10 protein-coding genes are annotated in these 12953 nt (G+C 59.0%); 8 read left to right on the forward strand and 2 right to left on the reverse strand.

Features of this window, described 5'->3' with window-relative positions; all coding sequences use genetic code 11:
- Positions 1 to 49 precede the first annotated feature (49 nt).
- The 4 genes from cadA to NKJ21_RS23940 all read left to right on the forward strand — a co-directional run bounded on the left by cadA (position 50) and on the right by NKJ21_RS23940 (position 6041).
- Complete coding sequence (gene cadA / locus NKJ21_RS23925) at positions 50 to 2197, forward strand: lysine decarboxylase CadA (protein WP_002892486.1); 2148 nt, start codon at positions 50 to 52, stop codon at positions 2195 to 2197.
- A gap of 60 nt (positions 2198 to 2257) precedes the next feature.
- The gene (gene dtpD / locus NKJ21_RS23930) at positions 2258 to 3730 is read left to right on the forward strand and encodes a dipeptide permease DtpD (RefSeq protein WP_239270569.1); all 1473 of its coding nucleotides are present in this window, start codon (positions 2258 to 2260) and stop codon (positions 3728 to 3730) included.
- Positions 3731 to 3934: 204 nt separating this feature from the next.
- Positions 3935 to 5452, forward strand: coding sequence for a lysine--tRNA ligase (lysS, locus tag NKJ21_RS23935; RefSeq protein ID WP_004202393.1), 1518 nt, complete (start codon positions 3935 to 3937; stop codon positions 5450 to 5452).
- Positions 5453 to 5609: 157 nt separating this feature from the next.
- Positions 5610 to 6041: a cell envelope integrity TolA C-terminal domain-containing protein gene (locus tag NKJ21_RS23940; RefSeq protein WP_012968783.1), complete on the forward strand. Its 432-nt coding sequence runs from the start codon at positions 5610 to 5612 to the stop codon at positions 6039 to 6041.
- Between the two features lie 44 nt (positions 6042 to 6085).
- On the opposite strand, the gene NKJ21_RS23945 is transcribed toward NKJ21_RS23940, so the two are convergent.
- On the reverse strand, positions 6086 to 6511 hold the full coding sequence (locus tag NKJ21_RS23945) for a hypothetical protein (protein ID WP_032691343.1): 426 nt from the start codon (positions 6509 to 6511) through the stop codon (positions 6086 to 6088).
- Positions 6512 to 7083: 572 nt separating this feature from the next.
- Between NKJ21_RS23945 and iolE the strand changes: the two genes are divergently transcribed.
- The 3 genes from iolE to NKJ21_RS23960 are packed head-to-tail and all read left to right on the forward strand — an operon-like array spanning position 7084 to position 10214.
- Entirely contained in the window at positions 7084 to 8004 is a 921-nt protein-coding gene (iolE, locus tag NKJ21_RS23950; protein ID WP_008805488.1) for a myo-inosose-2 dehydratase, read from the forward strand.
- The gene (locus NKJ21_RS23955; RefSeq protein WP_048267614.1) at positions 8001 to 9173 is read left to right on the forward strand and encodes a Gfo/Idh/MocA family protein; all 1173 of its coding nucleotides are present in this window, start codon (positions 8001 to 8003) and stop codon (positions 9171 to 9173) included. The genes iolE and NKJ21_RS23955 overlap by 4 nt, the downstream gene beginning before the upstream one ends.
- A gap of 9 nt (positions 9174 to 9182) precedes the next feature.
- Positions 9183 to 10214 (forward strand): Gfo/Idh/MocA family protein, encoded by a 1032-nt coding sequence (locus NKJ21_RS23960; RefSeq protein WP_239270570.1) that lies wholly within the window; start codon positions 9183 to 9185, stop codon positions 10212 to 10214.
- 243 nt (positions 10215 to 10457) lie between these two features.
- Here NKJ21_RS23960 and NKJ21_RS23965 read toward each other — a convergent pair whose 3' ends face one another.
- Positions 10458 to 11465, reverse strand: coding sequence for a Gfo/Idh/MocA family oxidoreductase (locus tag NKJ21_RS23965; protein WP_012542555.1), 1008 nt, complete (start codon positions 11463 to 11465; stop codon positions 10458 to 10460).
- A gap of 101 nt (positions 11466 to 11566) precedes the next feature.
- On the opposite strand from NKJ21_RS23965, the gene NKJ21_RS23970 reads away from it, so the two are divergent.
- The gene (locus NKJ21_RS23970; protein WP_032701031.1) at positions 11567 to 12586 is read left to right on the forward strand and encodes a LacI family DNA-binding transcriptional regulator; all 1020 of its coding nucleotides are present in this window, start codon (positions 11567 to 11569) and stop codon (positions 12584 to 12586) included.
- Positions 12587 to 12953: the final 367 nt, after the last annotated feature.

Here is a 12953-nt window from a genome sequence, read left to right on the forward strand (position 1 = left end):
ACCTGTCATCACGCGACGGGAGGGGCTTTCTACATCTGGAGATTTGACTATGAACGTTATTGCAATCATGAATCACATGGGTGTTTACTTCAAAGAAGAACCCATCCGTGAACTGCATCGTGCTCTCGAACGCCTGGACTTCCGTATTGTCTACCCGAACGACCGTGACGACTTATTAAAACTTATCGAAAACAACTCTCGTCTGTGCGGCGTGATCTTCGACTGGGATAAATACAATCTCGAACTGTGCGAAGAAATCAGCAAAATGAACGAGTACATGCCGCTGTACGCGTTCGCTAACACCTACTCGACTCTGGACGTTAGCCTGAACGATCTGCGCATGCAGGTTCGCTTCTTCGAATATGCGCTGGGCGCTGCGGAAGATATCGCGAACAAAATCAAACAGAACACTGACGAATACATCGACACCATTCTGCCGCCGCTGACCAAAGCGCTGTTCAAATATGTACGTGAAGGCAAATACACCTTCTGTACCCCTGGCCACATGGGCGGTACCGCGTTCCAGAAAAGCCCGGTAGGCAGCATCTTCTATGATTTCTTTGGTTCCAACACCATGAAATCCGATATCTCCATTTCGGTTTCTGAACTGGGTTCCCTGCTGGACCACAGCGGCCCGCACAAAGAAGCGGAAGAGTATATCGCTCGTGTGTTTAACGCAGAACGCAGCTACATGGTGACCAACGGTACCTCTACTGCTAACAAAATCGTCGGCATGTACTCCGCGCCGGCCGGCAGCACCGTGCTGATTGACCGTAACTGCCACAAATCGCTGACTCACCTGATGATGATGAGCGACATTACGCCGATCTACTTCCGTCCGACCCGTAACGCCTACGGTATCCTCGGCGGTATTCCGCAGAGCGAATTTCAGCACGCGACTATCGCCAAGCGTGTGAAAGAGACGCCGAATGCGACCTGGCCGGTACACGCGGTGATCACCAACTCAACCTATGATGGTCTGCTGTATAACACCGACTTCATCAAGAAAACCCTGGATGTGAAATCCATCCACTTTGACTCCGCATGGGTCCCTTACACCAACTTCTCGCCGATCTATGAAGGCAAATGCGGGATGAGCGGCGGCCGCGTCGAAGGGAAAGTGATCTACGAAACCCAGTCCACGCACAAACTGCTGGCGGCATTCTCCCAGGCGTCGATGATCCACGTGAAAGGCGACGTAAACGAAGAGACCTTCAACGAAGCCTACATGATGCACACCACCACTTCCCCGCACTACGGGATCGTGGCGTCCACCGAAACCGCGGCGGCGATGATGAAGGGTAACGCCGGTAAGCGTCTGATCGACGGCTCTATTGAACGTTCCATCAAGTTCCGTAAAGAGATCAAACGTCTGAAAGGCGAGTCTGACGGCTGGTTCTTCGACGTTTGGCAGCCGGAGCATATCGATGGTCCTGAATGCTGGCCGCTGCGTTCCGACAGCGCATGGCACGGTTTCAAAAACATCGATAACGAGCACATGTACCTCGACCCGATCAAAGTCACGCTGCTGACGCCGGGGATGAAGAAAGACGGCACCATGGATGACTTCGGTATTCCGGCGAGCATCGTGGCGAAATATCTCGACGAACACGGCATCGTGGTTGAGAAAACCGGTCCGTACAACCTGCTGTTCCTGTTCAGCATCGGTATCGACAAAACCAAAGCGCTGAGCCTGCTGCGTGCGCTGACCGACTTCAAACGCGCGTTCGACCTGAACCTGCGGGTGAAAAACATGCTGCCGTCGCTGTACCGTGAAGATCCTGAATTCTATGAAAACATGCGTATTCAGGACCTGGCGCAGAACATTCACAAACTGATTGAGCATCACAACCTGCCGGACCTGATGTTCCGCGCGTTTGAAGTGCTGCCATCGATGGTGATGACCCCGTATGCCGCGTTCCAGAAAGAGCTGCACGGTCAGACTGAAGAGGTTTATCTCGAAGAGATGGTCGGCCGCGTCAACGCCAACATGATCCTGCCGTATCCTCCGGGAGTGCCGCTGGTGATGCCGGGTGAAATGATCACCGAAGAAAGCCGCCCGGTGCTGGAATTCCTGCAGATGCTGTGCGAAATCGGCGCCCACTACCCGGGCTTCGAAACCGATATCCACGGGGCCTATCGTCAGGCGGATGGTCGTTACACCGTTAAAGTGCTGAAAGAAGAAAACAACAAGTAATAGACGCACACCAGGGAAGTGGCTTGCCACTTCCCTTTTTTCACGCTGCAAGGAGAACCTATGAAAACACCCTCACAGCCGCGCGCGATTTACTACATCGTTGCGATCCAGATCTGGGAGTACTTCAGCTTTTACGGCATGCGTGCCTTACTCATCCTTTATCTCACCCACCAGCTTGGCTTTGACGACAGCCATGCCATCAGTCTGTTCAGCGCCTACGCATCTTTAGTTTACGTTACCCCTATTCTCGGCGGCTGGCTTGCCGACCGCCTGCTCGGCAACCGCACGGCGGTGATTGCCGGGGCGCTGTTAATGACCCTCGGCCACGTGGTGCTGGGCGTCGAGTCGACCTCCGCATGGAGTCTGTACGTCGCGCTGGCGATCATCATCTGCGGCTACGGCCTGTTCAAATCCAATATCAGCTGCCTGCTCGGCGAACTGTACGCTCACGACGACCCGCGTCGCGACGGCGGTTTCTCGCTGCTGTACGCCGCCGGCAACGTCGGGTCGATCGCCGCGCCCATCGCCTGCGGACTGGCGGCGCAGTGGTACGGCTGGCATATCGGCTTTGCGCTGGCGGGGATCGGCATGTTTATCGGCCTGATGATTTTCTTAAGCGGCAGCCGCCATTTCCGGCATACCCGCGGCGTCGATAAACCGGCGCTGCGGGCAGTGAAATTTGTGCTGCCGACCTGGGGCTGGCTGCTGGTGATGCTGTGCCTGGCGCCGGTGTTCTTCACGCTGCTGCTGCAAAACAACTGGTCCGGCTATCTGCTGGCGCTCGTCTGCCTGTTCGCCGCCCAGATGGTGGCGCGGATCATGATCAAAGCCCCGGAGCATCGTCGCGCGCTGTGGCAGATCGTCCTGCTGATGCTCGCCGGAACGCTGTTCTGGGTGCTGGCGCAGCAGGGCGGGAGCTCGATTAGCCTGTTTATCGACCACTTCGTCAATCGTCGCCTGCTGAACTGGGACGTGCCAACCGCGCTGTTCCAGTCGGTCAACGCGGTGGCGGTGATGGCGGCCGGCGTGGTGCTGGCGTGGCTGATGCGCCCGGAAGGCAGCGTGCGTTCGGTGCTGCGCGTCTGGCTGAAATTCGCTTTCGGCCTGCTGCTGATGGGCGGCGGCTTTATGCTGCTGGCGCTCAATGCCCGCCACGGCGCGGCTGACGGCCAGGCCTCGATGGGCATGATGGTCGCCGGGCTGGCGATGATGGGCTTTGCCGAACTGTTTATCGACCCGGTGGCGATGGCGCAAATCACCCGTCTGAACATGCCCGGCGTCACCGGCGTATTAACCGGCATTTATATGTTGGCCACCGGCGCGGTCGCCAACTGGCTGGCCGGGGTGGTGGCGCAGCAAACCACCGAATCGCAAATCAGCGACACGGCGATTGCCGCCTATCAGCATTTCTTCTCGCAGATGGGCGAGTGGACTATCGGCTGCGTGGCGGTGATTGTCATTGTCGCCTTTGCCGCGATTTGCAGCACCGGCCAGCGCAGCGCGACCGGGGACATTAACTCAACAGCCAAGTGATCAGGAGGTGGATATTCTGGCAGGCGCGGAAGCCAACGATAAAAAATACCGTTAGTGAAGCCATAGCTGAGTGAGATCAGCTTGGAGTGAATCCAGGATCGTTAAGATTGTGCTCTGGTGTCTTCCCAGAGACAGGCCGCGCGGAAGGGTGACCTGGTTCAATTTATCGAAGCTAGTTTGAAAGCAAGGTTATGAGGAATCCATATGTCTGAACAACAAGCACAAGGTGCCGATGAGGCCATTGACCTTAATAATGAACTGAAAACTCGTCGCGAAAAACTGGCTGCACTGCGTGAGCAGGGCGTAGCCTTCCCCAACGACTTCCGTCGCGATCATACCTCTGACCAATTGCATGCTGAATTCGATGCGAAGGATAACGATGAACTCGCTTCCCTGAACGTTGAAGTTGCGGTGGCTGGCCGGATGATGACCCGCCGCGTGATGGGCAAAGCCTCTTTCGTCACTCTTCAGGACGTCGGCGGCCGCATTCAGCTGTACGTGGCGCGCGATGACCTGCCGGAAGGCGTCTACAACGAACAGTTTAAAAAATGGGACCTCGGCGATATCATCGCCGCCCGCGGCAAGCTGTTCAAAACGCAAACCGGCGAACTCTCTATTCACTGCACCGAGCTGCGTCTGCTGACCAAAGCCCTGCGCCCGCTGCCGGATAAATTCCACGGCCTGCAGGATCAGGAAGTCCGCTATCGCCAGCGCTATCTGGATCTGATCGCCAACGAAGAGTCACGTCATACGTTCCGTATCCGTTCGCAGATCCTCGCGACCATGCGCCAGTTCATGGTGGCTCGTGGCTTTATGGAAGTCGAAACCCCGATGATGCAGGTGATCCCTGGCGGGGCGTCCGCCCGTCCGTTCATCACCCATCACAACGCGCTGGATCTGGATATGTACCTGCGCATCGCGCCGGAACTGTATCTGAAACGTCTGGTGGTCGGCGGTTTTGAACGCGTGTTTGAAATCAACCGCAACTTCCGTAATGAAGGGATCTCGGTACGCCATAACCCAGAGTTCACCATGATGGAACTGTATATGGCGTATGCGGACTACAAAGACCTGATCGAACTGACCGAGTCGTTGTTCCGCACCCTGGCGCAGACGGTGCTGGGCAAAACCGAAGTGCCATATGGCGACCAGGTGTTTGATTTCGGTAAGCCGTTTGAAAAACTGACCATGCGCGAAGCAATCAAGAAACACCGTCCGGAAACCAACATGGCGGATCTGGATAACTTCGACGCGGCGAAAGCGCTGGCGGAATCTCTCGGTATTCAGGTAGAGAAAAGCTGGGGTCTGGGACGTATCGTCACCGAAATCTTTGACGAAGTGGCGGAAGCGCATCTGATTCAGCCAACCTTCATCACCGAATACCCGGCGGAAGTTTCCCCGCTGGCGCGCCGTAACGACGTCAACCCGGAAATCACTGACCGCTTTGAATTCTTCATTGGCGGCCGCGAAATCGGTAACGGTTTCAGTGAGCTGAACGATGCCGAAGATCAGGCGCAGCGCTTCCAGGATCAGGTGAACGCCAAAGCGGCGGGCGATGACGAAGCGATGTTCTATGACGAAGACTACGTCACCGCCCTGGAGTATGGTTTACCGCCGACCGCGGGTCTGGGTATCGGTATCGACCGCATGGTGATGCTGTTTACCAACAGCCATACCATCCGCGACGTGATCCTCTTCCCGGCCATGCGTCCGCAGAAGTAATCCGTTGCACTCCCTCCCGGCCTGCGCCGGGAGGTCCTCCCTGCATTATCCCCATCCTGTCTTTTGCCCTGCTTTATGAACCGCTAACCGCTATTTATCGGGATGTTTTGCCGTGGCCAGACGCGCGACAATAGTGACCATTTCGCAAGGAGACGCTATGAGCAAATTTGGTATTGCCCTCATGACCGCGGCGGCTATTAGCCTGCTGAGCGGCTGCCAGGCGGCGAAGGAGAAGCATCCGACGCAGGAGGAACTGATCCGCCAGATGCAGCAGCGGGCCGCGGCCCCGGATACGCACACACTGCCGCCGGGCAAAGCCACGCAGGACCAACTGATGCGCTACGCCTTCACGCTCAGAGAGGCGGTTATGGTTCAATTGCCCAACAGCGCGCGCTACCAGGGGAAAATATGCTCCGTGCGGCTGTCGCTTAACCGCAGTGCAAAACTGACCGGACTGCAGCAGGAGGGGGGCGATCCGGCGTTCTGCGCGGTAGTGACCGATGCGGTACTGCGCACGACCTTCCCGCCCTTTGCCAGCGAAGGGGTCTACCAGATCTTTAACCATCCGCTACTGGATTTTAAGCCTTAGCGCACCCGGCTTTCCGCCCCCGCCGGATGGCAGGGGCGGGGAGATTACTGCACTTTTTGCAGGGAGCCGCGCTGGCTGCCGTTTGTCCAGCTGCCGTTAAAGGCGTTGTTGAGGGTAAAGGCTGAGCTTTTCACCCGGAAAGTCAGTTTGCCCTGGCTGGCTTTCGCCGCCTCGACCAGATGACCATGGGTTTTCACCGTTTTAGCGGTGACGGTAATCTCATCAATTTTATCGCCATACTCCGTATAAACATACCAGGTGCCCACCCAGGGGCCGAAGCCGCTGCTGGCCTGCTGCGCGGCGGCGGCATTCTCGGCTTTGGTTTTATGAATATCGCAGGTGGTCCCGTCGGTCATCTGCGTGCAGCCGGAACGTTCAAGCTGTTCCCGGTATTTCGCGCTAATGGCGTGGGCCGGCGCGGCGGCGACCAGCGCCAGGGTGAGGGTGGTGAAAAGCCAGGTCTTATTCATCTTATTGTTTCTCATCGCGATAGCGGCGTGCATGGTCATAAAGGTTGATACACATTGGTGCATTCTCCCGGTGGCGTCAGAATAAATATAACCGCAGCCATTCCTGATAAATAACTAGCAGGAAGGAGATGGGTTATTTATTGGTAAAACATCATTACCCTGATTTTATTTATCACTGTACCTTCCCGCTGCATGTCATATTATTGCAGAGAGAATGTTAAGTAATTGATGTTTTAAAAGTGACTATTTGTCACTTACGCAAATAACAGCAGGCCCGGCCTGGGCGCGCGGCTAAAGCCCGCGCCGGTGCGGTGTTGAGTTTTTTTCATATTGCTATCATCATATTTCGAATGAAAGGGATAACCTCTGAAGCGGGTTATTAAGCCAGTAATTTTTAGCCGCAAAATAAGCCGGCGGCAAGCATTATTTCCATTTATTTTTCAGGGTTACCTGAAATAGCGGATATATCGCCAGCGCAATGATGGATTTCCATCATTTCTCCGTTTTCATCGTCGGTCGTCGCCTGCTTATAGTGACGCCAGACAAGACCACAGGGTGAAAAGGAGAACAAGATGGCGACAGAGCATCTGCAGTGGGGCGTGAGCCCCCTGTGCTGGACCAACGATGTGCTGGAGGATTTAGGCGGCGATATCCCCCTGGATACCTGCCTGCGCGAGGCGCGGGAGGCGGGCTATCAGGGCATTGAGTTAGGACGGAAATTTCCCCGCCAGGCAGAGACGCTGGGCCCGCTGCTGGCGGCGGCTGACCTGCGCCTGGCGTCCGGCTGGTACAGCGGCTTGCTGGCCGAGCGCAGCGTGGAAGCGGAGCTGGAGGCGGTGCGGGAGCACGCGCAGCTCCTCCGGCAGCTCGGCGCGAGGGTGATGGTTTACGGCGAGTGCGGGCAACTGCCGGGTGAAACCCCGCTTGATGAGCCTATTTCACTCTCGCCGCCGTTAAGCCGTGTCAGCCTGGCGGCGTATTGCCACAAGCTAAATACCTTTGCCGACCTGCTGCTGCGCGACTATGGCCTCCAGCTGGCCTATCACCATCATCTGATGATGCTGGTGGAGCACGATGACGAGCTGGAGCGGTTTCTGTCCCATACCCATGACAACGTCGGGCTGGCGTTTGATACCGGACACGCCTTTGTCGCCGGGGTCGAGATCCCGCGCGTGCTGCAAAAATATGGCCACCGTATCCGCCATCTGCATCTGAAAGACGTCCGTCCGCAGGTGCTGGGGCGTCTGTATCGTGAAAACCTGAGCTTTAACGAGGCGGTGCGCGCCGGGCTGTTTACCATCCCCGGCGACGGCTGCATCGACTATGCGCCGATCCTCGACTTCGTCCGGCGCAGTGACTACCGCGGCTGGCTGATTATCGAAGCCGAGCAGGACCCGGCGATGGCGCCGCCGCTGGCCACCGCCCGCCGCGCCTATGCCTGGCTGGCGCACCATTTATCTTCCCCTTCACCGTCAGAGGAGCACGCAGCATGAGCGCGCGGTTAAATATCGGTCTTATCGGCTCGGGTTTTATGGGTCAGGCACACGCTGACGCGTACCGTCGCGCGGCCATGTTCTATCCCGATCTGCCGAAGCGCCCGCATCTCTACGCGCTGGCGGATCAGGATCAGGCGCTGGCTGAACGCCATGCGGCGAAACTGGGGGCGGAAAAGGCCTACGGCGACTGGCGCGAGCTGGTAAACGATCCGCAGGTTGATGTGGTGGATATCACCTCGCCGAACCATCTGCACTACACAATGGCGATGGCGGCGATCGCGGCGGGTAAACATGTCTATTGCGAGAAGCCGCTGGCGGTCAACGAGCAGCAGGCGCAGGAGATGGCGCAGGCGGCACGGCGCGCGGGGGTGAAGACCATGGTGGCCTTTAACAACATCAAAACGCCGGCGGCACTGCTGGCAAAGCAGATTATCGCCCGGGGCGATATTGGCGAACCGGTGCGCTTTCGCGGCACCTTTGATCAGGGGTTTTATAACGACCCGAACCTGCCCTGGTCCTGGCGCTGCTCGAAAACCCTCGGCGGCAGCGGGGCGCTTGGCGACCTTGGCGCCCATACCCTGTCGGTCGCCCAGTTTTTGCTGGGCGGGATCCGCGAAGTGACCGCCAGCGCGCAAACCTGCCTGCGTCAGCGTCCGGTGCCGCAGCTCGATGCCGGGTATGCCAGCCGGGTCGCGGCCGATGCCGAGTGGCGGGAAGTAGAAAATGACGATCAGGTTCAGTGCCTGGTCAATTTCGACAGCGGCGCGGCGGGAGTGATTGAGGCCTCGCGCATCGCCGCCGGGCGGATCTTCGGCGTGTTCTGGGAGGTTTCCGGCACCGAAGGAACGCTGTATATGGACGGGGAGCGCTTTAACGAACTGCAGGTATATCGCTTCAACGATGATAAACACGACCGCGGCTTTAAGACGCTGTATGCCGGGAGCCAGATCCCGGCCTATGCCGGCTTCTTCGGCTTCGATTTTGGCGGCGGTGGGCTGGGCTATTTTGACGTCAAGGTGATCGAAGTGCATGACCTGGTGCAGGGGATTTGCGGGGAGGGCGACTGCTATCCCAACTTCGAATTTGGTTTGCAGAATCAGCGCGTGCTGTCGGCGATTGAAGCCTCGATGATCAGCCGCCGCTGGGTGAACGTGGTTAAAGACTAAGGAGCCGCTATGTTTCCCTCACACTTACCGATCCCGCGCCGCCCGGCGGCGCAGAGCATTCCCTCCCTGCGCTGGGGCATTATCGGTCCCGGCTGGATCGCCGAGCGCTTTGTGCACTCATTGAAAACCTACAGCCGGCAGCAGGTGGTGGCGGTGGCCTCCCGCAGCCAGGCGAAGGCCGAGCGGGTGGCCGCGGAATGGGGGATCCCCCAGGCTTACGGCCAGGTGGAGGAGATGCTGGCGCGCCCGGATATTGATGCGGTGTACATTGCGACGCCGCACAACCATCACTTTCCCGACGGCATGCAGGCGCTGAAGGCGGGTAAACACGTGCTGATTGAGAAGCCCTTCGCGCTCAACCTCGGCGAAGGGCGTGAGCTGCAGGCCGAAGCCGCCCGCCAGGGGAAGCTGGCGCTGGAGGCAATGTGGTGCGATTACGCGCCGAAATATGATGTGATCCGCCAGCTGCTGGAGGATGGGGCGCTCGGCGACCTGCATACCCTGCTGGCCGATCACGGCGAGTATTTCACCCCCGACCACCGCATCTTCAATGCCGACCTTGCCGGCGGGCCGATGATGGACCTCGGCAGCTATTTGACCTCGTTTGCGCTGATGGTGGGCGGCATGCCGAAGGAGATTGTCGCCCGCGGCAGCGCCACGGCGGAGGGGCTTAACGGTCAGACGTCGATGCTGTTTAGCTGGCAGAACGGGATGCAGGGGTTGTTAAACACGACGTTGTTCAGCAACACGCCGGGCGGGGCGGTGGTGGCCGGACGCCAGGCGACCCTGACGATCGACGGTCAGTTTTACGCCCCCGGCGGCTTTACGCTCGCCGCCAGCCAGGGCGGGCAGGTGCTGCGCTGGGAAGAGCCGCGCAATCGCTACGACCAGCTGTTCTGGCAGGCGGAGCATTTTGCCTGGTGCATCGGGCAGGGGTTGCAGGACTCGCCGCTGCGGCCGCTCAGTCGGGTGCTGCAGAATCTGCAGGTGATGGATGAAGTGCGGCGCCAGGTGGGCGCGGTGTTTAACGAAGAACGCTAAGGAGCCGGCCGGGCTTTGGTTTGCAGATAGCGCGAGCGTGTCTGCCATTGCCCGGCACCAGGACGCGTACGATGCCGGATGTCTGTTGCCCGGCGGCTCTGCGCTTGCGCGGGCCTACGATTTTACTGCAACCGTTTGATATTAAAGCATATTAATGCCAGTGTTATGTAGGCCGGGCAAGGCATCGCCGCCGCCCGGCATAAAGGCTGGTACAGCGCCTGATGGCGGTTGCCACGCAACCACTCAGCGACAGTCGTCGACGGCGACAAACTGGCCATGCTGCAGGGACTGAACCGCCGCTTCGGCAATGGCCTGCGCCTGCAGGCCGTCCAGCAGGCCGGGCAGATCGGCCACGGTTTCACCATTCAGGGCGCGAATAAAGGCGTCAAGATGCTGGTAATAAGATCCCTGTACCCGGCTGAACCAGTCCGGCCACAGGCCCGGCTCAATGCGCTGATTGCCGCGCCACAGGGTAGGGCCCGCCGGCGACTGGCTACCGGACTCCAGCGCGCCTTCGGCGCCCAGCAGCGTGATCCGTTCATCATACCCGTGGCCGGTGCGGCGGGTGTTGTCCAGCTGCGCCAGCGCGCCGCCGCGCATCTGCATCATCAGGATGGAGGTGTCGACATCGCCAAATTCGGCAATGTCCGGCAGGGCCAGCGCCGCGCCCATCGCCGCCACGGTACGCACTTCATCGCCAGTGAGAAAGCGCAGGAGATCGAAGAAGTGGATCGCCTGATCGCGCATCTGGCCGCCGGAGCTGCGCAGATAGTCGAGCGGCGGCATGGTGGAGGCGCGGCAGACCATCTGCACCAGCTCGACCCGGCCGATCAGCCCTTGCTCCAGCTGGCGGCGGAGCTGCTGATGGCTGCTGTCGAAGCGCCGGTTAAAGCCGACAGTCACCGGCACGTTCAGGGGGAGCACCCGCTCCACCACCTCACGGGCGCGCGCCAGGGAGAGGTCGATCGGTTTTTCGCAATAGACCGCCTTGCCCGCCCGGGCGGCGGCTTCCAGCAGTTCGGCATGCGACGGGGTTGAACTGGCGATCAGCACCGCGTCGATGGCGTCGCTATGGATCGCCTCGCTCACTGTCACCGCCCGGGCGCCATAGCGGGCGGCCAGCGCCTGGGCGCGCTCCGGGGCGGCATCGGCCACCATCGTCAGCGCACTTCCTTCATGACGGGCAAGACTGGCGGCATGAACCTGACCGATAAAACCACTGCCTACCAGGGCAAAACGTTTGCAGATCATTTTTTTCTCCAGAATGGCGAGGGGACGTTGCCACCATAATCGGTTTGCTAAACTCACTGACACTGCCGTTTTGATGGATTTCCATCATGAAGAGAGGGGCGATGAAAAACATTTCACTGGCGATGCTGGCCAGACAGATTGGCGTCGGCGTGGCCACCGTTGACCGGGTGCTGAACGAACGCGGCGGCGTATCGCCGCAGACCACCCGCAAAGTGCTGCAGGCGGCGCGCGAGGCGGGGCTGAAGCGGATCCTGCCGGAGGAGCACCGCTTTCCCTGGCAGGTTGAGGTCTTTCTCAGCAGCAATGACTCGTTCTTCTTTCCCCAGCTGGCGCAGGATTTTGCCGCCGTGGCGGATAGCCTCGGCTATCGCCGTCTGACCCTGCACCGCACCTTTGTCCCGGAGTCGCAGCCGACGACCCTGGCCCGGCGCATTGTGCGCAGCTGCCAGCAGCGTCAGGGGATCATCGTCTTCGGCAATGACCATCCCGCAGTGCACGACGCGCTGCGCCGCTGCCGGGAGGCGGGCGTCCCGGCGATCACCCTGGCGACGGACCTGCCCGGCGCCGACCGACTCTGCCACGTGGGGATCAATCAGCTGCAGGCTGGCCGCACGGCGGGGTTAATGCTGGGGAGGATGACGCCGCGGCCCGGCGAGGTGCTGATGGTCAGCGGCCGGCAAGATTACAGCGCGCATCGCCTGCGCATTCAGGGGTTTCGCGAGGTGCTGAGCCAGCGCTTTCCCCACCTGCAGCTCAGCGACGTGCTGGCGGGTGAGGAGCGGCGGGAGCAGATCACCCGCCTGCTGGAACAAGCCCTGTGCCGCAGCCGGAATATTGTTGGGATCTATAACACCGGGCTTGGCAATACCCAGATTGCCGAGGCGCTGGCCCGCCACCGCCGCGAAGGCGACGTCTGCTGGATCACCCATGAGCGTTACAACACCACCCGGCAGCAGCTGGCGAAGGGGAGTCTGGCGTTAACGCTCGATCAGAACACCCGCCAACACGCCCAGCTGGCGATCGACCTGATGCTGCGCCATCTGGAGTCCGGCTACCAGCCGCAAACCTATGCCGACGGTAAAGTCGACTTTATCCTCTACAGCGCCGAAAACGTCGACTGAGTCGGTCGGCGTATCCCCTCCTGACCGCATGACTATCCCTGGCGGGTAAATACCCGCCTGGCGGGGAAGCGATCGCGTCAAAGCGTTGTCTGCCTCTCATTTTTCGCTCATTTATGCGGCAATGTTAGATGTCTGTCAAAATTCTGTTACTGCATAGTTTTAAAATTTTCATTTCAGTTATTTACTTATAAAAGTTTCAAATGTCTTGTTAATGAAATAAATGGTCTGAAATCCAGGTTGCGGCGTAAATGGACTAACGTTTCAAAAAAGTGATGAAAAAACAGCCGTAATTTGTGATTTAGATCACGATGGCGTGCGAGAGGTGCCGCAGCGTCGTCGATATCACAGCAGACATTTGCCGCAACGT

It is taken from the genome of Klebsiella sp. SWET4, from assembly GCF_024296565.1.
GTDB lineage: Bacteria > Pseudomonadota > Gammaproteobacteria > Enterobacterales > Enterobacteriaceae > Klebsiella > Klebsiella variicola.

What these genes read in the sequence shown, in the direction of transcription:
- cadA (WP_002892486.1), top strand. Translation starts at nt 50, where the DNA reads ATGAACGTTATTGCAATCATGAATCACATGGGTGTTTACTTCAAAGAA.
- dtpD (WP_239270569.1), top strand. Translation starts at nt 2,258, where the DNA reads ATGAAAACACCCTCACAGCCGCGCGCGATTTACTACATCGTTGCGATC.
- lysS (WP_004202393.1), top strand. Translation starts at nt 3,935, where the DNA reads ATGTCTGAACAACAAGCACAAGGTGCCGATGAGGCCATTGACCTTAAT.
- NKJ21_RS23940 (WP_012968783.1), top strand. Translation starts at nt 5,610, where the DNA reads ATGAGCAAATTTGGTATTGCCCTCATGACCGCGGCGGCTATTAGCCTG.
- NKJ21_RS23945 (WP_032691343.1), bottom strand. Translation starts at nt 6,511, where the DNA reads ATGAATAAGACCTGGCTTTTCACCACCCTCACCCTGGCGCTGGTCGCC.
- iolE (WP_008805488.1), top strand. Translation starts at nt 7,084, where the DNA reads ATGGCGACAGAGCATCTGCAGTGGGGCGTGAGCCCCCTGTGCTGGACC.
- NKJ21_RS23955 (WP_048267614.1), top strand. Translation starts at nt 8,001, where the DNA reads ATGAGCGCGCGGTTAAATATCGGTCTTATCGGCTCGGGTTTTATGGGT.
- NKJ21_RS23960 (WP_239270570.1), top strand. Translation starts at nt 9,183, where the DNA reads ATGTTTCCCTCACACTTACCGATCCCGCGCCGCCCGGCGGCGCAGAGC.
- NKJ21_RS23965 (WP_012542555.1), bottom strand. Translation starts at nt 11,465, where the DNA reads ATGATCTGCAAACGTTTTGCCCTGGTAGGCAGTGGTTTTATCGGTCAG.
- NKJ21_RS23970 (WP_032701031.1), top strand. Translation starts at nt 11,567, where the DNA reads ATGAAAAACATTTCACTGGCGATGCTGGCCAGACAGATTGGCGTCGGC.